The following is an 18,093-nucleotide window of genomic DNA, read 5'->3' on the forward strand; positions in this document are numbered from 1 at the left end:
TGTGCCGCCCTGCGGACCCGTCGGACCGGTGTCACCCGTCGGGCCGGTGGGACCCGTCGGGCCGGTGGCGCCCTTGCCCTTCCCGTCCTTGCACTTGCCGTGGTCGTCGTGACCGTCGCCCGGCTTGAGGTGCGAGACCGCCCGGCCCGGCTCGCCGGCCTTCGCCGCAGGCGAGCCGTGCGGCCGGTCGGGACGCGGCCGGTCGGGACGGCCGTGGTCGTCCTTGCAGTCCTCACCGCCGCCCGACGGGGTGACCTCGCCGACCGCCGCCGCCTCCTTGACCGCCTGCGCCTGGGCGACCGCGGGGCCGGCCACGCCCGTCAGGACGAGGGCCAGCGAGGCGAACGCCCCGGACACCGCCACCGCCCTCCGGCGGGGCAGCGGACCGAGCTGCGATCGTGTCCCGAACTCAGGACTCATACACGTGCTCCTTACGCCGGACCGAAATCCAGACAGGGATGATTCGGTGTAAAACGTTCAAACTTCCACCGGAATCATTCGGCCCCGCCCAAGCCCGAGCCCGCCAGGCACGCAACGGCTTCCAACCTTCGGCGCACCCCGGGCTCGTCCATGCGTACGAAACCCGGCGCGCCGTCCGTCCCCCTGGCAGCCTGGGGGACACAATCCACGCCGGTCAGGGCGTCAGGACGACACGGCCCCGCAAGCCGCCCTCCGCCAGCCGGGCGTGCGCCTTGGCCGCGTCGGACAGTGCGTACGTCTCGCCCACCCGGAGCGTCAGCACGCCCTCGTCCACCAGCGCCGCCAGCCGGACCAGGAGCGCGCCGTCCGCCGCCACCTCCTGGTCGACCACCCGGACACCCCGGACCGGCGCCGGGCCGACGCCCGGGTGCAGGCCGACGTACGAGCCGCCGTCCCGGGCGAACGCCAGCGCCGCCTCGCCGAGCCGCGCCGCGTCCAGGACACCGTCCACCTGCCCGGCCGGTTCCGACCCGCGCGGCACGAAGTGCGCCGCCCCCAGGCCGCGTACGAGCTCCTCGTCGGCCGCGCCCGCCAGCGCGGTCACCACCAGGCCGGCCCGTGCCGCGAGCTGCACCGCGAACCCGCCCACCACTCCGGCCGCGCCGGTGATCAGCACCGAGGCCCCGGCCTTGAGCTCCAGCAGGTCCAGCGCCCGGGCGGCCGTCAGCCCGCCCAGCGGCAGGACCGCCGCCGCCACGTCGTCCACGGTGGCCGGGGCCGCCGCCAGCGCGTCCGCGTCCAGGACGACGTACTCGGCGTGCGTGCCCAGCACCTTCACCGGCCCGTAGTGCAGGGCTATCACCCGCTCGCCGGCGGTCCAGCCCTCGACGCCCTCGCCGAGCGCGTCGATCTCCCCGGCGACGTCCCAGCCGAGGCCGAGCCGCTCCCCCTCACCGCCGAAGACGCCGACGCGGGTCGCCCCGTCGACCGGGTTGAGACCCGCCGCCCGGACCCGGACCCGGACCTGGCCGGCCGCCGGCCTCGGCACCGGCACCTCAGCGACCTTCACGACCTCGGGACCGCCGAAGCCCTCCACCACCACCGCGCGCATCGTCTCGTTGCCCATCGGACCCTCCCTCGGTTCGTCACTTCGATTCGTGACTTCGGTTCGTGACATCGGTTTGTCACTTTCGGCCGTCTCGTCCTGCCGACGAGCACTAACTTAGGGAGAGTTACTTTCCTTTCGTAAGGACGCACTCGGAAGTGCGTACCCCACCCGGAAGTGAGGACCCATGGCCACGCAGACCGCCGCCGCCCGCCGCGCCGACGCCCGCGCCGCCTACGACGCGTTCCTCCAGGAGTGCCCGACCAGCCACCTCCTCGCGCGGATCAGCGACAAGTGGGTCGGCATCGTCGTCGGCGTCCTGCGCGACAGCGGGTCCGGCGGCCTCCGCTACAGCGACCTCGGCCGCGCCATCCCCGGCGTGAGCCAGAAGATGCTCACCCAGACCCTGCGCTCCCTGGAGCGCGACGGCCTGGTGACCCGCACCGTCACCCCCTCCGTTCCCGCCCGCGTCGACTACGCCCTGACCCCGCTCGGCGACAACCTCGCCTGCCTCCTCGGCAACGTGCGGACCTGGGCCGAGAACCACTTCGACGAGGTCCACGCGGCCCGCACCGCCTACGACGAAGCGGCAGCGGCGTCGCACGAGCCCGCGTAGCCCGCGGCGGGCCGCCGCGGGCCGGCACCCGCAGGACGCCGAAAACCCGTCCCGCCCGCGCCCCGAGCGATGGCATGCTGGGCCCGTGAACGGACCCGACATCCACCTCACCCTCGCCCCCGAGCTGCGGCTCTTCGCCCCGCCGGCCCGGCGGTCCGACCGCATCCCGACGCCCACCGACGGCTCCTCCAGCCTCGGCCACGTCGTGGAATCCGCCGGCGTGCCGCTCACCGAGGTCGGCCGGCTACTCGTGGACGGCGAGGAGGTGTCCGTCTCGTACGTTCCCCGGGCCGGACAGCACGTCGAGGTCTGCGGGGTCACCCGGCCCCAGGAGGTCCCCGGCGCCCCGCTCCGCTTCCTGCTCGACGTACACCTCGGCACGCTCGCCCGCCGGCTCCGCCTGCTCGGCGTGGACGCAGCGTACGAGAACGAGGACATCGGCGACCCCGCCCTCGCCACCCGCTCGGCCGCCGAGCGCCGCGTGCTGCTCTCCCGGGACCGCGGGCTGCTGCGCCGCCGCGAGATCTGGGCCGGCGCGTACGTCTACAGCGACCGGCCCGACGAGCAACTCCGGGACGTGCTGGGCCGGTTCGCGCCCCAGCTCGCCCCCTGGACCCGCTGCACGGCCTGCAACGGGCCGCTGCACTCCGCGGACAAGGCGAGCGTCGGCGACCGCCTGGAGAGCGGCACGCACCGCTCATACGAGGTCTTCGCCCAGTGCTCGGAGTGCGAACGCGTCTACTGGCGCGGCGCGCACCACGCCCGCCTGGAGCGCATCGTCTCCGAGGCCGTCGAGGAGTTCGGCGGCCTGGGCATCACCCGCCAGCCCACGCCGTAGCGCCGCGCCGCCTCAGAAGTCGTAGGCGTCGGAAGTCGTAGGCGTCAGAATTCTTCGGTGTCAGACGCCGCGGACGTCAGAAGGCGTAGACGTCGCCCGTGTCCAGGGCCAGCACGGCGTGCTCGTTGTTGGCCAGGTTCCGGTCGGTCGCACCGCCGTTCCACCAGGTGTCGACCCGCACGGTGACCTCCGACGGGCGCTCCTTGAGCCCCAGCACCAGCGCGATGTGCCGGCCCCGACCGTGCGGGGGCAGGGCGCCCGTCTCGCACACCACCACGCGCGGCCCCGACCGCGCGCAGCCCTCGGCGAAGGCCTGCTCGGCGGCCAGGTCGGCCGACAGGCGCAGTCGGAGCGTGGCCGCGGGCACCGCGGCGGGCCCCTCGTTCTCCGGGATCAGCAGCACCGCCAGCCTGCCCTCGGCGAGCGAGACCCGCCCGTGGTACGCCACATCGGCCTCGGGCGCCGCCCCGGCGGCCCCGGCGCGCGCGGGCCCGGCGCCGTCACGCCCGGCACCGTCGGGCCCGGACGCCGCTGCCGCCGCCCCGGCCGGGAGCGCCATGGCCGTCACGGCCACCGCCCCGGCCACCACTGCACTGCGCACGACCCTGCGTACGGCCCTCCGTACGGCTCGACGAACGCCCACCGCGACCACCTCCACCCGCGGACGCTAACCACCGCTCCGGTCGTCTCATCGGACCGTCACACGAACGAGGGCAGGCCGTTGCACCATCCGGACACCCCTCGCACCCGTCGCGCCACCGCGGCCATGGCAGTGTTTCCGCCATGCTGATCCTCCGCTCCGCCGCCCTGTTCCTGCTCGCCGCCCTCCTGGAGATCGGCGGCGCCTGGCTCGTCTGGCAGGGCGTACGGGAACACCGCGGCTGGGCCTGGATCGGCGCCGGCGTCATCGCCCTCGGCCTCTACGGCTTCGCCGCCACCCTCCAGCCGCAGGGCGACTTCGCCCGCGTCCTCGCCGCGTACGGCGGGGTCTTCATCGCCGGCTCCCTCGCCTGGGGCGCGGTCGCCGACGGCTACCGCCCCGACCGCTGGGACGTGACCGGCGCCCTGATCTGCCTGGCCGGCGTGACGGTGATCATGTACATGCCCCGCGGCCGCTGACGCCCGGCCCGTACCGCGCGCCTATCCTGGCCGGGACAGACACACCAGGACCGCACACGCGTACGGGGCCCACAAGGCCGCGCGGCACGGCCACGGCCACCACCGAGGAGCGAGCACATGAGCACGGCCACCCGGACCGCAGTAGTCACCGGCGCGAGCAGCGGCATCGGCGCGGCCACCGCCCGGCAGCTCGCCGCCGCCGGCTACCACGTCGTCCTCACCGCCCGCCGCAAGGACCGCATCGAGGCCCTCGCCGAGGAGCTCCGCACCGCCGGCCACTCCGCCGCCGCCCACCCCCTCGACGTCACCGACCGCGCCGCCGTCGACGCCCTCGCCGCCTCCCTCGACCGCTGCGACGTCCTGATCAACAACGCCGGCGGCGCCATCGGCGCCGAGCCCGTCGCCACCGGCGACCCCGCCGACTGGCGCACCATGTACGAGACCAACGTCATCGGCACCCTCAACGTCACCCAGGCCCTGCTCCCCGCCCTGGACGCCTCCGGCGACGGCACCGTGGTCATCCTGTCCTCCACCGCCGGCCACGCCACCTACGAAGGCGGCGCCGGCTACGTCGCCGCGAAGAACGGCGCCCGCGTCCTCGCCGAAACCCTCCGCCTGGAGATCGTCGGCCGCCCGGTCCGGGTCATCGAGATCGCCCCCGGCATGGTCAAGACCGAAGAATTCGCGACCACCCGCTTCCGCGGCGACACCACCAAGGCAGCCAAGGTCTACGAGGGCGTCGCCGAGCCGCTCAGCGCCGACGACGTCGCCGACACCATCACCTGGGCGGTCACCCGCCCCAGCCACGTCAACATCGACCTCCTGGTCGTCCGCCCCCGCGCCCAGGCCTCCAACACCAAGGTCCACCGCGAGCTGTAGACCCCTTCCGGGGCGGAAGCCGGGGCCGGGCCCTGAGCCCGAGGCCGGGGGCCCTGCGCCCGAGCCCGCCGCCCGGGCCGGCCACTCGCCCCCAGGGCTTCCGCGCGGAGCATGGCCGCGGCCCGGACCGACCCCCTGGATCGGTCCGAGCCGCGGTGTCGCGGGCGGGCGCGCGGTCAGACCAGCCCGGCCGCCTTCAGGTGCGGCATCAGCGCGGCCGGCTTCAGCCCGGCAGCCTTCGCTGCGTCCAGGGCGCGCTGGAGGTCGGCGCCCAGCGTGGGCGTGAAGTGCAGCAGCACCACGTCCCCCGCCTTCAACTCCGGCGTGGGCGGCGGGACATCGCCCCAAGTCGTGAAGTCGTGCGTCCAGGTCACCAGCGCCTTCACCCCGCACGCCTTGGCGGCCAGCCTCACCTCGTCGTTCACCGCCCCGTACGGCGGGCGCAGCAGCTTCGGCGCCCGCCCGAAGGTCTGCTGCAACTGCTCCCCCGCCCCACACACCTCGGCATCCTTTCCGGCCGCGTCCAGTGTGGTCAGATCCGGATGGTTGACGGTGTGGTTCTCCACCGTCGCCCGCCCCTCCTCCGTCAGCCGAGTGAAGTACTGAGTGTCGTACGAGGTAGCGCCGGGCAGCAGGAACAACGAAACCGGCACCCGCTTCTCGACCAACGTCTGTGCCACAGCCGGATCGTGATACCACCCGTCATCGATCGTGATGAACACGACCTTCTCCTGAGTCGGCACCTGCGACACCGCCGGCGGCAACCCCACCCCGGCCTGCGCGGACCCAACCATCCCCAAGCTCAGCGCCCCGGACGCGAGCACAGCAACAACCACACGTGATCTCCGCATGTGCCACACCATTGTCTAGACCAATCGGCCGGTCAACCCCCGTACTTCAAGAGGAAGTTGCCACTCCGCACCACCTCAAGCCGGTATGGGTGAATGCGCGCGAAATGCCGGCGGCCACGGCTACGCCGCCGAAAGCGTGAGTAGCCGTGACTACGATCACGGAAGCCGCAGACCGCCTGTCCAATGAACTCCCCGGGTACCGAGTGGAGATCCTCCAGGGCAGACTCACCGCGGCCCCACACGCCGACGGAACGCACGCACTCGTGCTGACCAGGCTCATCGTCGACTTCCACAGAGCCGGCGCCCGCACCGCAGGCCTGAAATACCTCCAGGCCATTGGCCTCTGGCTGCCGACCGGACCGCATGACTACGCCGTCCCGGACTTCTCACTCGTCGAGGCCGACTTCAAGAACGCCCACATCGAGCGGAACTGCCACGCACCACACGCCTTCCGCCTGGTCGCCGAGGTCACGGGTTCCAACTGGTCCGACGACCTGGGCACGAAGGTCGAGTGCTACGCCCGAGCAATCATCCCGGCCTACCTGATCGCCGACCGGCACCACGACGAAGTCGTCCTCTACACCGACCCCGTCCACGGCGCGTACCGATCCCGCCTGACCTACCGACGCGGGACATCCGTCCCACTCCCCAAGCACATCGGCGTCACCCTCGACCTCCCGGTCGACCGCCTCCTGGGCGAAGGCGAGGACGACTGAGCCGCGGAACGGCGCACACCCTCACTCACTCGGGTGAACTGCCCACGAACGCCCATATGAGCCGCACATCAGACCTAACGTCGAGCACAAGAACGGCCCGCGCCGGGATGGCAGTCCCGGCGCGGGCCTCATCAGCGAAGGAAGAGGAGCTTCCTCATGGCTGTGCACGACCCTAGCGAGCCAACTCGCTTCATGGACCTCCGGGACCCGAACTACGCGTACATGTTCGGCTTCATCCAGGCCGATGGACACCTCGCTAAAGGTGCGGGCCAAAAGGGCAAGCTCTCTGTCGAGCTCAACGTCCGCGACATCGACATCCTGAACAGGTTTCAGCAACTCACTCCGTACAACAGCTCCATCACAGAGCGTGTGCGCGCAACAAACTTCGCAGAGCGGGCTCACTCTGCGACCTGGACGGTGTGCTCACTGGAGGCCCGGACCATCATCAATGAGTTGGGGGTCCCATACGGCAAGAAGTCATTGCGTATCGAACCTCCCAAAGGAGAGTTCTCACGTCGCGACTACCTGCGCGGAATCATCGACGCGGATGGTTCGCTCGGTTGGACCGCCCAGGGCTGGCCTTTCCTGGCACTGACCTCGGCCAGCACGGCCATTACCGCCTTTCTCTGCGCCTACGCAGAGAACCTCACGGGGACTGTCCGGCAGCCGTCACGGAACCAGCGCGACCGCGTCTACAACGTCGTCTACTTCAAGGAGACAGCGCAGCGGCTTGCGGTCCACCTCTACACCGAGGGCTGCCTCGCGCTCGCGCACAAGCAGGCAAACGCCGAAGCGCTCCAAACTTGGGTGCGCCCGGCGGAGATGAAGGTTGCCCCACCACGTCGGCGCTGGACACCTGCCGAAGACCTCCAGCTGGCACGCATCGGTGATCCGGGCGCGGCATCCGTAGCGCTCGGGCGGACAAAGCAGAGCTGTCAAATGCGTCTTTGGCGAATTCGAAGCGGGTATCTGGGCGCTCCCACGCTGTAGCTCATAGGCCGCAGACAGGCAGCGCCCGAGTGCGCTCGCGGAGGAGCCCGGACCGCGTGATGGTCCGGGCTCCTCCGCTCCCCCGACAGGTACGCCCTGCCTGTCAGCCCTTCACGCAGATGACCTGCTTGAGCTTGGCCACCACCTGCACCAGATCCGTCTGCTGGTCGATGACCTGGTCGATCGACTTGTACGCGCCGGGGATCTCGTCCACGACGCCCGCGTCCTTGCGGCACTCCACGCCCCGCGTCTGCTCCGCGAGGTCCCGCGCGGAGAACCTCTTCTTCGCCGCGGTCCGGCTCATCCTCCGGCCCGCCCCGTGCGAGGCCGAGTTGAACGACTTCTCGTTCCCGAGGCCCTTCACGATGTAGGACCCCGTGCCCATCGAGCCCGGGATGATCCCGTAATCACCACTGCCGGCCCGGATCGCGCCCTTACGGGTAACCAGCAGGTCCATCCCGTCGTAGCGCTCCTCCGCCACGTAGTTGTGATGGCAGTTGATCTCCTGCGTGAAGGCCACCTTCGCCTTGCGGAACTCCCGCCGGACGACCTCCTTGAACAGGCTCATCATCACCGCACGGTTGTACTTCGCGTACTCCTGCGCCCAGAAGAGGTCGCTGCGGTACGCGTCCATCTCCGGCGTGGCGGCGAGGAACACCGCCAGGTCCCGGTCGATCAGGCCCTGGTTGTGCGAGAGGCCGCGGGCCACCGAGATGTGGTGCGAGGCGAGTTGGTTCCCGATGCCCCGGGATCCCGAGTGCAGCATGAGCCACACCGAATCGGACATATCGACACAAAGCTCCACAAAATGGTTGCCCTGCCCGAGAGTTCCCAGCTGCCTCAGCGCCCGATCCCGCCGGAACTTGACCTCCTCCGCCAGGTAGTCGAACCGCGTCCACAGGTCGTCGAAAGCCGCCGGCCCGAAGCCGTACAGCCGCGCCGGGTCCACCGCCTCGCGGTGCATGCCGGTGCCGACCGGGATCGCCTGCTCGATCTTCGAGCGGAGCTTGGACAGGTCGCCCGGGAGGTCGTTCGCGGTCAGCGAGGTCTTCACCGCCGACATGCCGCAGCCGATGTCCACGCCCACCGCCGCCGGGCAGATCGCGTCCTTCATGGCGATCACCGAGCCGACCGTCGCACCCTTGCCGTAATGGACGTCCGGCATGACCGCCAGGCCCTTGATCCACGGGAGGGTGGCCGTGTTGCGGAGCTGCTGCATGGCCTGGTCCTCGACCGTGGCCGGGTCCGCCCACATCCGGATCGGAACCTTCGCCCCAGGCACCTCTACATACGACATATCGTCCCCACAGCCCTTAAATCCCCATGAATCAAAGATAGATCTGATTACGCAAAAAGCCTCGCTCTTGGCCCCAAAAGAGACAGGGGACCGGCGTCAGCGCCAGCGCGTGCGGTAGACATTGTGTCCAGCCGCCGCCTCACCGCGGCAACGGATTTTCCGACCGAGGGAGCCACAGGACGTGCAGCGCAAGGCAGTACGGCTGGCCCTGCCGGGCCTCGCGATGCTCACCCTGCTCACCGCCGGGTGCACCGGGGACGGCGGGAGCAAGTCCGGCAGCGGGGACGCGAAGAGCGGCGCCAAGGCCCCGGCGCCCGCGCCACCCGGCAAGTACCGGATGCTGCCGATGCCGTGCAAGGCCGTCGACGGCAAGCGCCTGAAGGTCATGCTGCCCCCGGCGCCCACCCTCACCCAGGAGGAGAAGGACCAGCTCTACGCCGGGGTCGCCGACACCTCCTACGACAGCGACCGGCGCGTCGGCTGCCGCTGGAAGGCGGAGGACGCCGACACCACCCGGCTGCTGTTCGTCGGCTTCGAGCGGGTCGTCTCCTATGACCGCGCCACCCACAGCGACGACGACAAGGCGCACCAGGTCTACGAGCGCCTGCTCGTGGGAGCCGGCCTGCCGGCCGCTTCCACCCCGACCCCGGGCGCACCGACCCCGAGCGCCCCCGCGCCGACCGCCCCGACGGGCGCGACGGGGACGGCGGCCGGCAGCGCCGCGGGCACGTCCCCCGGCACGAAAACGCCGCCCGCCACCGGCGCCCCCGCCCCCGGGTCCGCCACGGGCACGGCCCCGGGCGCCGGCACTCCCGCCACGCCCGGCGCCACGCCCGGCACCGGCGCGGCTCCCGGATCCCGCCGCCTCGACGACCTCGCCGGCGAGGCCTTCCTCGACGACCGGCTGGCCCCGGCCACGGGCGCCGCGACCCCGCAGTCCCGTACCGTGCGGATCGTTTTCCGCACCGCGAACGTCATCGTCACGCTCGACTACAGCGTCCAGCCGACGACCCCCGGCGCCGTCCCGTCGAGCGAGGAAACCCAGGAACTGGCAAGGGAGTTGGCGGACGCCCTGGCCGACCGGTTCAGCGACTGACGACCCCTCCGGCAGCCCCCGGCGTGACGGCGCGCACAGCATGCGGTCACCCGGTCGGGCTACCGTTGCGGGGTCCCGCCGACGAGTCATTGAAGGAAACATGCACCGATCAGCCTCGCGCCTCACTCGCGTTCTCGCCTGCGCAGCCGTCCCGGTGATCCTCACCGTGGCAGGCTGTTCCTCCGATTCCGACAAGGGTTCGGGCTCCGGCGACGAGAAGAAGAAGTCCGGTTCGTCCGCTTCCTCCTCCGCCGCTCCGGGCGGCGCCAAGGCCTCCGCCGAGCCGAAGCTGGAGAAGGCGGCGTTCGACAAGCTGCCCGAGCCCTGCAAGGTGGTCCAGGCGAAGACCATCGAGACCCTGGTCCCCGAGGTCAAGGACAAGAACGGCGCGGCGACCAAGTCCAACGACCTCGCCAGCCGCGGCGGCTGCTCCTGGAACGGCCTCGACGAGGACGGTCTGAAGGGCTCGGACTACCGCTGGCTCGCGGTCTCGCTGGTCCGCTACGACTCCCAGGCCACCCTCGGCAGCGGCAACAAGCGCGCCGAGGAGCAGTACGGGAAGCAGGTCGAGGCGGCGAAGGCGTCCGAGGGCGCGCAGAACGTCAAGGCCGAGGCGGCCGCCGGTGTCGGCGACCAGGCGACGAGCGTCATCTACACCACGAAGAAGGACGGGGTGGACTTCTTCAACACCACCGTGGTGGTGCGCACCCAGAACGTGGTGATCTCCCTCGACTACAACGGCGCCTCGTACGAGGGCGCGAAGGCTCCCGAGCACGCGAAGCTGCTGGAGGGCGCGGTGACCGCGGCGAAGGAGGCCGTGGGCACGGTCGGCAGCGCGAACCAGCAGCCCCAGCAGTAACTCCTGGCGGTCACCCGTACTCTGGCCCCTGCCAGAGCTCGTTTCAGCGGATAGGGAAGGGGAGCGCGGGTGGCCGCGATGCAACTGACTCGGACCCACCGAATACTCATCGGTGTGGTGATCGCCGGTGCGGTCGTCATCGCGGGGATCGGTTTCGCCGGTTCCTACGCCGCGGTCCGCGCGCTGGCGTTGAAGAAGGGCTTCGGCGCCTTCTCGCTGGTCTTCCCGATCGGCATCGACGCGGGCATCTGTGTGCTGCTCGCGCTGGACCTGCTGCTGACGTGGATCCGGATCCCGTTCCCGCTGCTGCGCCAGACCGCGTGGCTGCTGACGGCCGCGACGATCGCGTTCAACGGTGCGGCGGCCTGGCCGGACCCGTTGGGCGTCGGTATGCACGCGGTGATCCCGGTGCTGTTCGTGGTCACGGTGGAGGCGGCCCGGCACGCGGTGGGCCGGATCGCGGACATCACCGCGGACCGGCACATGGAGGGGGTGCGGATCACCCGCTGGCTGCTGTCCCCGGTCCCGACCTTCAAGCTGTGGCGCCGGATGAAGCTGTGGGAGCTGCGCTCGTACGAGCAGGCGGTCGGCATGGAGCAGGACCGGCTGATCTACCAGGCGCGTCTGCAGGCCCGGTACGGCCGGGCCTGGCGGCGCAAGGCCCCGGTGGAGGCGCTGATGCCGCTGCGGCTGGCCCGGATCGGCGTCCCGCTGTCCCAGACCGCCCCCGAGGGCCTGGCGGCGGCCGGCATCGATCCGGTGCTGCTGCCCCCGGCCCCGACCCGTCCGGGTCTGCCGTCGGGCGGGGTGCCCGAGGCCGGCGGGGCCGAGGCCCTGGCTGTGGCCGAGGTGCAGGCGTCGGGGACGTCGAACCAGGTGGCCCAGGGTGGCCCGGCGGCAGCGCACCCGGGTGCGCAGGGCGGGCAGGCGGCTCAGGGCGGGCAGAGCGGGCAGGGAACGCAGGGCGCACAGTCCGGCCCGCAGGGCCCGTACCAGGGCGCCCAGGACCCGCAGGCCGCGTCCGCGGCCGCGTCCGCGGCTCAGCAGGCGGTGGCCGCGCAGGCGGCCCAGCAGGCCCAGCAGGCCCAGGGAGCTCAGGAAGCCCAGGCAGTCCAGGGCGTTCAGGGGGTCCCCGGCGCTCCCCAGGCTCCCCAGGCTCCCCAGGCTGCCCAGCCCCAGCAGGGCCAGCAGAGCCAGCACCCCCACCCGGCCCCGTTCGCCGTCGACCCGACCGCCATGCCCGCGGCCCACGACAGCGCGTGGTTCGCCGGGCCGAAGGCCCCGCAGGCGGGGTACCAGGGGGGCTACAACCCGCAGTACGTCGAGGGCCTGGAGCCCATCCCGGTGGCGCCTCCGGCCGGCCCGGCCGAGGAGCCGGAAGGAGTGCCGGCGGCCCCGCAGCCGGTCCAGGCCGCCGGGGCGGCCACGGGCGAGCAGCAGCAGCTGCCCATCCCCGGCCCCCGCGCCGAGGACGAGCCGGGTGCGATCAGCGAGCGGGAGTTCGGGGAGGCGGCGTACAAGGTGCTCCGCACGTTCCTCGCCGAGCACGGCAACTTCCCGACCCCCGAGGCGCTCGAAATACACCTCGCGGACGGCTACGGGGTCACCCACCCGCGGAGCTCTTCGCTGCTCCGCCGGATGATGCCGGAGCTGCGCCACCGCTACGAGCGCGAGGCCGAGGCCGAGCACATCGCCTGACGCCGGGCCGGGCGCGCCCTACGGCCATTCCGGCGACCTCGCGCATACCTGCGCGCCGCCCCGGGGAGTCCGTTCCCGGACAGCGCAGCCAAGCGCGGAAGCGCGGGAAAGAGGGCAGACAGGTGCAGGCAAGCGTGGGCGACCGGCTGTTGGTGCACGGCCGGATCGTCGGACAGCACGACCGGACGGCCGAGGTAATCGAGGTGCTCGGCGCGGACGGCGGCCCGCCGTACCGGGTGCGGTTCGAGGACGGCCACGAGACGTTGATGTCGCCGGGTCCGGACACGGTCGTCCGCCACTTCTCCGACGACGGCTGACGCCGACGCGCGCCGCCGACAGCCGACGCGCGCCACCGACCACCGGCGACCGGCCACCGGCGACCGACCCCCCGGCGACCGACCGCCGGCCACTGACCGCCGGCGACCGACCGCCGAACGCGGTGAGGACCCGCACCCCCGTCCGGGTGCGGGCCCTCATGCGCAGCAGGCCGAACGGTCGGACCGCTCCGGCCGGTCCGACCGGCCCGGCCCTCCGGCCGCGGTTACGCGGCCAGGAGCTTGCGTACCCGGTCCGCGCCCACGGCCAGCAGCAGCGTGGGCAGGCGCGGCCCGGTCTCCCGGGTCACCAGCAGCCGGTAGAGCAGGGCGAAGAACTCGCGCTGGGCGACCTTCAGCTCCGGCGTCGGCTTGGCGTCGGGCTCCAGGCCGGCCATGACCTTCGGTACGCCGTAGACCAGCGTGGTGAGGCCGTCCAGGGACCAGTGCGAGTCCAGTCCGTCGACCAGCAGCTCCAGGGAGCGGCGGCCGTCCTCGTCGAGCGAGGCGAGCAGCTCGGTGTCGGGCTCCGCGCGGACCAGGGTGCGCTGGTCGGCCGGGACCTGGGTGGTGATCCAGTTCTCGGCGCGGTCCAGGCGCGGCCGGACCTCGTCGAGGGAGGCCAGCGGGCGGTCCGGCTCCAGGTCAGAGAGGATGCGCAGGGTCTGGTCCTCGGCACCGGCGGTGATGTCGACGACGGACGCCAGGGTCCGGTACGGCATCGGGCGCGGCGTGCGGGGCAGCTCGTGCGAGGCGACGCGTACGGCGCGGGAGTGCGCGGCGGCGTCGGCCGGCAGCACGCTGCCGTCGGCGACCTTGGCCTCCAGCTTGTCCCACTCGTCGTAGAGCCGCTGGATCTCCTGGTCGAAGGCGATCTTGAAGGACTGGTTGGGCCGGCGGCGGGCGTACAGCCAGCGCAGCAGCTGCGGCTCCATGATCTTCAGCGCGTCGGCCGGGGTGGGGACCCCACCCTTGCTGGAGGACATCTTGGCCATGCCGCTGATGCCGACGAAGGCGTACATCGGGCCGATCGGCTGCTCTCCGCCGAAGATGTGCACGATCTGGCCGCCGACCTGGAAGGACGAGCCGGGCGAGGAGTGGTCCACGCCGGACGGCTCGAAGACCACGCCCTCGAAGGCCCAGCGCATCGGCCAGTCGACCTTCCAGACGAGCTTGCCGCGGTTGAACTCGGACAGCTTGACCGTCTCGGTGTTGCCGTCCTCGGTGCAGACGTAGGTCATCTCCGTGGTCTCGTCGTCGTAGGACGTGACCTGGGTGAAGTCCTTGTTGCACGCGCTGCAGTACGGCTTGTACGGGAAGTACTCGGTGCCCTCGGCGCTGCCGTCGTCCTCGGACGCGGCGCCGGAGCCCTCGGCGGCCTCCAGCTCGGCCTCGTCGACCGGCTTCTGCGACTTCTTCCCGGCCTTGGGCTTGGTCCGGTACTGGGCGAGGACCGCGTCGATGTCGCCGCGGTGCTTCATCGCGAACAGGACCTGCTCGCGGTAGGCGCCGGTGGTGTACTGCTCGGTCTGGCTGATCGGGTCGTACTCGACGCCCAGCTCGGCCAGGGACTCGACCATGGCGGCCTTGAAGTGCTCGGCCCAGCTGGCGTACTCGGAGCCCTCGGGCGCCGGGACGGCGGTCAGCGGACGGCCGATGTGCTGGGCGTGCGACTCCTCCGTCACGCCGGGGATGCCCTTCGGCACCTTCCGGTAGCGGTCGTAGTCGTCCCAGGACAGCACGTGCCGGACCTCGTACCCGCGGCGGCGGATCTCGTCCGCGACCAGGTGCGGGGTCATGACCTCGCGGAGGTTGCCCAGGTGGATGGGTCCGGACGGGGAGAGGCCGGACGCGACGACGACAGGTTTGCCCGGCGCACGCCGCTCCGCCTCGGCGATGACCTCGTCCGCGAAACGGGAGACCCAGTCGGTCTCGGTGGTGCTCTGGGCGCTCTGAGCCACGACACGTCCTTCTATCTCGAATGCTGCTTCAAGCATTCTCCCAGACGGATGGTGCCGGTCGGGGGTTGCTCCCCGCTGCTTCTTTACGCCTCGGGTGCTTCGGGCTTTGCCTCGCGGGGGGCTTCGGGTTTATCCCGCGGGGGCGGGGGCCTCCGCGTGGGATACTCGTCTTTCGTCAGAACAAACAAGGTCCGGGTCCGCCCGCTGACCCGCGTACCGACCTCACAGGAACGGCAGCCCATGGCCTCGGTCCCTTCCCTCGCTTCGTCCGTCAATCAGCGCGTCGCCGCCGCCCTCGTCTCCGCGCTGCCGGAGGCCGGTGCTGCCGACCCGCTGCTGCGACGAAGCGACCGGGCCGACTTCCAGGCCAACGGCATCCTGGCGCTCGCGAAGAAGGCCAAGGCCAACCCGCGCGAGCTGGCGACCACGGTGGTCGAGGGTCTGGACAAGGGCGGGGTCATCGAGGAGGTCGAGGTCTCCGGCCCCGGCTTCCTCAACATCACGGTCTCCGACCGGGCGATCGTCGAGACGCTTGCGGCGCGCGCCGCGGACGCCCGCCTCGGCGTCCCGGTGAACGAGGACGCCGGCGTCACGGTGATCGACTACGCGCAGCCGAACGTGGCCAAGGAGATGCACGTCGGCCACCTGCGGTCCGCGGTGATCGGTGCCGCGATGGTGGAGATCCTGGAGTTCACCGGCGAGCAGGTGGTCCGCCGGCACCACATCGGCGACTGGGGCACCCAGTTCGGCATGCTCATCCAGTACCTGATGGAGCACCCGCACGAGCTGGACCACAAGTCCGCCGAGGAGTCGGTGGAGGAGTCGGGCGAGGCGGCGATGTCCAACCTCAACCGCCTCTACAAGGCCTCGCGCGCGCTCTTCGACGCCGACGAGGAGTTCAAGACCCGAGCGCGGGCCCGGGTGGTCGAGCTCCAGGCGGGCGAGGAGCAGACGCTCGCGCTGTGGCAGCGGTTCGTGGACGAGTCGAAGATCTACTTCTACTCGGTCTTCGACAAGCTGGACATGGACATCCAGGACCCGGACATCGTCGGCGAGTCCGGCTACAACGACATGCTGGTGGAGACCTGCCGGCTGCTGGAGGAGTCGGGCGTGGCCGTCCGCTCCAACGGCGCGCTGTGCGTGTTCTTCGACGAGTACAAGGGCCCGGACGGCCAGCCGACCCCGCTGATCGTGCAGAAGTCGGACGGCGGTTTCGGCTACGCGGCCACGGACCTGTCGGCGATCCGCGACCGCGTGGGGAACCTGAAGGCGAACAGCCTGGTGTACGTGGTGGACGCGCGCCAGTCCCTGCACTTCAAGATGGTCTTCGAGACGGCCCGCCGGGCCGGCTGGCTGAACGAGGACACCCACGCCTACCAGCTGGCGTTCGGCACGGTGCTGGGCGCCGACGGCAAGCCGTTCAAGACCCGTGAGGGCGAGACGGTCCGGCTGGTGGACCTGCTGGACGAGGCGGTCGACCGGGCGACGGCCGTGGTCCGCGAGAAGGCCGGGAAGGTGGGGCTGACCGAGCAGGAGATCGTGGAGAACGGCCAGTACGTCGGCATCGGCGCGGTGAAGTACGCCGACCTGTCCACGTCCGCGGCCCGCGACTACAAGTTCGACCTGGACCAGATGGTCTCGCTGAACGGCGACACGTCCGTGTACCTGCAGTACGCGTACGCCCGGATCCGGTCGATCCAGCGCCGGCTGGCCGAGGTGACGCCGGTGGCGCACCCGGAGCTCCCGCTGGCCCCGGCCGAGCGTGCGATGGGCCTGCACCTGGACGGCTTCGGCGAGCTGATCGCGGACGCGGCCAAGGAGTACGCGCCGCACAAGCTGGCCGCGTACCTGTACCAGCTGGCCTCGCACCTCACCGCGTTCTACGACCAGTGCCCGGTCGCCCAGGCCGAGACGGCGGAGCTCCAGGAGAACCGCCTCTTCCTGATCGACCTGACCGCCCGCACCCTGAGCAAGGGCATGTCCCTCCTGGGCATCCGCACCCCCGAGCGCCTCTGACGAGCCGCCGCGCACAGCGGCACATCGACGCGAAAGACCCCGGCAGCACGGCTGCCGGGGTCTTTCGGGGTTGGGGGGAGGGGTTGGGGCGGAGCCCCCACGGGGCTGGGGCGGAGCCCGGGGAGGGGGCTGGGGCGGAGCCCCGGGGAGGGGGCTGGGGCGGAGCCCGGGGAGGGGGATGGGGCGGAGCCCCGGAACGGGGACTGGGGCGAAGCCCCGGAACGGGGACTGGGGCGAAGCCCCGGAACGGGGACTGGGGCGAAGCCCCGGAACGGGGACTGGGGCGAAGCCCCAGTCTCGGGAAGGGGCGGGGTGGGGAAATCGCCCCGCAGGGATCTCTGCCGCGCGCACGCAGCCCGCTCCGGCGAAGCGGGAGCGAGGAGCTCCGGGGGCTGCCCGGCAGTCCCAGTGTCATTACGTGCCGCCCGCCGGCGTCAAGGGCGCTCCTTCGTCGCGTCGGCAAGCCGATGGCCCTTCGGGCCACCCTTGACACCGACGACCGTCACGCAACGACAAGGACTGTCGGGCCGCCCCCGGGGGATGGCATGGAGGGACCGAGGCCACATTCGCTCTGGCGTTGGCGGGCACGGGCAGCGGCTCGCGCTCGGTCAGCCGCCCTCCGGGCGGGACGCGGAAGTGAAGTGGATCAGATCTACGTAATCCGAGCCGGTCCGGGCGCACCAAATCGCTACGCGCTTCTGCCCGACGGCGGGTGCGGGCCGCCGGTGGCCGGACATAGGCCGCCACCGATCGCTACGCGCTCCCGCCGGAACGGCGGCCGTCAGGCCGACGGGGCTGATGCAGGCAGAGGAGTGCGGACGGCGGGACAGGCCGTCGGATCAGTCGCCTCCGCCGCCGCAGGACGAGCCGCACGACGAACCACCGTCGCCGATGTCCCACGAGATGGAGCGCCGCCGCTTCTTCGCAGGCTTGCCGTGTCCGCGCAACACCTGCACGAGGATCACGACGAAGACGACCCCCAAGAACGCGAAGTGTTCCATTTCTTCAGCCTCCGTTCGGCTCGGTTCGGTTCTGTGAGGGGGATGCCCCACCCGCCCGTCGCCCCAAGCGCATTTTGAGCAACACCAGAGCTTCCGCTGCACGCAGCAGCCCCGTCGCCGCCGGCGTCACCCGCCCTCCCCACCTATCAGCCCCATGGGCCGGTCAGCCGGCGAGAAGCCAGGAACACGTAGCGCACGCGGGCGGCGCTTCCGCCCGGCCGCCGACCACCCGCACCCGCCGGCATACCGAAGCGCGTAGCGATCGGTGGCGGTCTATGTCCGGCCACCGGCGGCCCGCATCCGCCGAGAAAGAGGAG

At 71.6% G+C, this 18,093-nt stretch carries 17 protein-coding genes and 1 pseudogene; 11 read left to right on the forward strand and 7 right to left on the reverse strand.

Going from position 1 to position 18,093, the window contains the following annotated elements:
• A pseudogene (locus AC067U_RS22920) lies at nucleotides 1-420 on the reverse strand (collagen-like protein); the annotation flags it as partial.
• A 214-nt stretch (nucleotides 421-634) separates the two neighbouring features.
• Nucleotides 635-1,531, reverse strand: a complete 897-nt coding sequence (locus AC067U_RS22925; RefSeq protein WP_478831655.1) for an NADP-dependent oxidoreductase — start codon at nucleotides 1,529-1,531, stop codon at nucleotides 635-637.
• 181 nt (nucleotides 1,532-1,712) lie between these two features.
• Here AC067U_RS22925 and AC067U_RS22930 point away from each other — a divergent pair, with 181 nt between their 5' ends.
• Together AC067U_RS22930 and AC067U_RS22935 are read left to right on the forward strand one after the other, a co-directional pair.
• Complete coding sequence (locus tag AC067U_RS22930; RefSeq protein ID WP_478831581.1) at nucleotides 1,713-2,141, forward strand: winged helix-turn-helix transcriptional regulator; 429 nt, start codon at nucleotides 1,713-1,715, stop codon at nucleotides 2,139-2,141.
• Between the two features lie 85 nt (nucleotides 2,142-2,226).
• Entirely contained in the window at nucleotides 2,227-2,979 is a 753-nt protein-coding gene (locus AC067U_RS22935; RefSeq protein WP_478831582.1) for a Mut7-C RNAse domain-containing protein, read from the forward strand.
• A 76-nt stretch (nucleotides 2,980-3,055) separates the two neighbouring features.
• Here AC067U_RS22935 and AC067U_RS22940 read toward each other — a convergent pair whose 3' ends face one another.
• Nucleotides 3,056-3,580: a hypothetical protein gene (locus AC067U_RS22940; protein WP_478831583.1), complete on the reverse strand. Its 525-nt coding sequence runs from the start codon at nucleotides 3,578-3,580 to the stop codon at nucleotides 3,056-3,058.
• A gap of 182 nt (nucleotides 3,581-3,762) precedes the next feature.
• Between AC067U_RS22940 and AC067U_RS22945 the strand changes: the two genes are divergently transcribed.
• Both AC067U_RS22945 and AC067U_RS22950 read left to right on the forward strand, forming a co-directional pair.
• Nucleotides 3,763-4,098 (forward strand): YnfA family protein, encoded by a 336-nt coding sequence (locus AC067U_RS22945; protein ID WP_478831584.1) that lies wholly within the window; start codon nucleotides 3,763-3,765, stop codon nucleotides 4,096-4,098.
• A 117-nt stretch (nucleotides 4,099-4,215) separates the two neighbouring features.
• Nucleotides 4,216-4,977 (forward strand): SDR family NAD(P)-dependent oxidoreductase, encoded by a 762-nt coding sequence (locus AC067U_RS22950; protein ID WP_478831585.1) that lies wholly within the window; start codon nucleotides 4,216-4,218, stop codon nucleotides 4,975-4,977.
• A 176-nt stretch (nucleotides 4,978-5,153) separates the two neighbouring features.
• Here AC067U_RS22950 and AC067U_RS22955 read toward each other — a convergent pair whose 3' ends face one another.
• Complete coding sequence (locus AC067U_RS22955; RefSeq protein ID WP_478831586.1) at nucleotides 5,154-5,699, reverse strand: polysaccharide deacetylase family protein; 546 nt, start codon at nucleotides 5,697-5,699, stop codon at nucleotides 5,154-5,156.
• 275 nt (nucleotides 5,700-5,974) lie between these two features.
• On the opposite strand from AC067U_RS22955, the gene AC067U_RS22960 reads away from it, so the two are divergent.
• Entirely contained in the window at nucleotides 5,975-6,544 is a 570-nt protein-coding gene (locus AC067U_RS22960) for a Uma2 family endonuclease (protein ID WP_478831587.1), read from the forward strand.
• A 156-nt stretch (nucleotides 6,545-6,700) separates the two neighbouring features.
• Nucleotides 6,701-7,534, forward strand: a complete 834-nt coding sequence (locus tag AC067U_RS22965; RefSeq protein ID WP_478831588.1) for a hypothetical protein — start codon at nucleotides 6,701-6,703, stop codon at nucleotides 7,532-7,534.
• 103 nt (nucleotides 7,535-7,637) lie between these two features.
• Here AC067U_RS22965 and AC067U_RS22970 read toward each other — a convergent pair whose 3' ends face one another.
• Nucleotides 7,638-8,831, reverse strand: coding sequence for an RtcB family protein (locus AC067U_RS22970; RefSeq protein ID WP_478831589.1), 1,194 nt, complete (start codon nucleotides 8,829-8,831; stop codon nucleotides 7,638-7,640).
• 181 nt (nucleotides 8,832-9,012) lie between these two features.
• Between AC067U_RS22970 and AC067U_RS22975 the strand changes: the two genes are divergently transcribed.
• From AC067U_RS22975 to AC067U_RS22990, 4 genes are all read left to right on the forward strand, one after another.
• A complete protein-coding gene (locus AC067U_RS22975; RefSeq protein ID WP_478831590.1) occupies nucleotides 9,013-9,927 on the forward strand; it encodes a DUF3558 domain-containing protein in 915 nt (304 codons plus the stop codon).
• Nucleotides 9,928-10,027: 100 nt separating this feature from the next.
• Nucleotides 10,028-10,786 carry a DUF3558 domain-containing protein gene (locus tag AC067U_RS22980; RefSeq protein ID WP_478831591.1) on the forward strand — a complete coding sequence of 253 codons (759 nt, stop codon included), beginning with the start codon at nucleotides 10,028-10,030 and terminating at the stop codon, nucleotides 10,784-10,786.
• A 69-nt stretch (nucleotides 10,787-10,855) separates the two neighbouring features.
• A complete protein-coding gene (locus AC067U_RS22985; RefSeq protein ID WP_478831592.1) occupies nucleotides 10,856-12,484 on the forward strand; it encodes a DUF2637 domain-containing protein in 1,629 nt (542 codons plus the stop codon).
• Between the two features lie 122 nt (nucleotides 12,485-12,606).
• Nucleotides 12,607-12,801: a DUF1918 domain-containing protein gene (locus AC067U_RS22990; protein ID WP_478831593.1), complete on the forward strand. Its 195-nt coding sequence runs from the start codon at nucleotides 12,607-12,609 to the stop codon at nucleotides 12,799-12,801.
• A gap of 224 nt (nucleotides 12,802-13,025) precedes the next feature.
• On the opposite strand, the gene lysS is transcribed toward AC067U_RS22990, so the two are convergent.
• Complete coding sequence (lysS, locus tag AC067U_RS22995; protein ID WP_478831594.1) at nucleotides 13,026-14,759, reverse strand: lysine--tRNA ligase; 1,734 nt, start codon at nucleotides 14,757-14,759, stop codon at nucleotides 13,026-13,028.
• Nucleotides 14,760-14,999: 240 nt separating this feature from the next.
• On the opposite strand from lysS, the gene argS reads away from it, so the two are divergent.
• Nucleotides 15,000-16,775 carry an arginine--tRNA ligase gene (argS, locus tag AC067U_RS23000; protein ID WP_478831595.1) on the forward strand — a complete coding sequence of 592 codons (1,776 nt, stop codon included), beginning with the start codon at nucleotides 15,000-15,002 and terminating at the stop codon, nucleotides 16,773-16,775.
• Nucleotides 16,776-17,614: 839 nt separating this feature from the next.
• Here the strand turns inward: argS and AC067U_RS23005 are convergent.
• On the reverse strand, nucleotides 17,615-17,776 hold the full coding sequence (locus tag AC067U_RS23005) for a hypothetical protein (RefSeq protein WP_478831596.1): 162 nt from the start codon (nucleotides 17,774-17,776) through the stop codon (nucleotides 17,615-17,617).
• Nucleotides 17,777-18,093: the final 317 nt, after the last annotated feature.

The organism is Streptomyces sp. NPDC043853 (assembly GCF_056436025.1).

Coding starts and splice junctions, on each gene's coding strand:
- AC067U_RS22925 (WP_478831655.1), bottom strand. CDS start 1,531: ATGCGCGCGGTGGTGGTGGAGGGCTTCGGCGGTCCCGAGGTCGTGAAG.
- AC067U_RS22930 (WP_478831581.1), top strand. CDS start 1,713: ATGGCCACGCAGACCGCCGCCGCCCGCCGCGCCGACGCCCGCGCCGCC.
- AC067U_RS22945 (WP_478831584.1), top strand. CDS start 3,763: ATGCTGATCCTCCGCTCCGCCGCCCTGTTCCTGCTCGCCGCCCTCCTG.
- AC067U_RS22950 (WP_478831585.1), top strand. CDS start 4,216: ATGAGCACGGCCACCCGGACCGCAGTAGTCACCGGCGCGAGCAGCGGC.
- AC067U_RS22965 (WP_478831588.1), top strand. CDS start 6,701: ATGGCTGTGCACGACCCTAGCGAGCCAACTCGCTTCATGGACCTCCGG.
- AC067U_RS22970 (WP_478831589.1), bottom strand. CDS start 8,831: ATGTCGTATGTAGAGGTGCCTGGGGCGAAGGTTCCGATCCGGATGTGG.
- AC067U_RS22980 (WP_478831591.1), top strand. CDS start 10,028: ATGCACCGATCAGCCTCGCGCCTCACTCGCGTTCTCGCCTGCGCAGCC.
- argS (WP_478831595.1), top strand. CDS start 15,000: ATGGCCTCGGTCCCTTCCCTCGCTTCGTCCGTCAATCAGCGCGTCGCC.
- AC067U_RS23005 (WP_478831596.1), bottom strand. CDS start 17,776: ATGGAACACTTCGCGTTCTTGGGGGTCGTCTTCGTCGTGATCCTCGTG.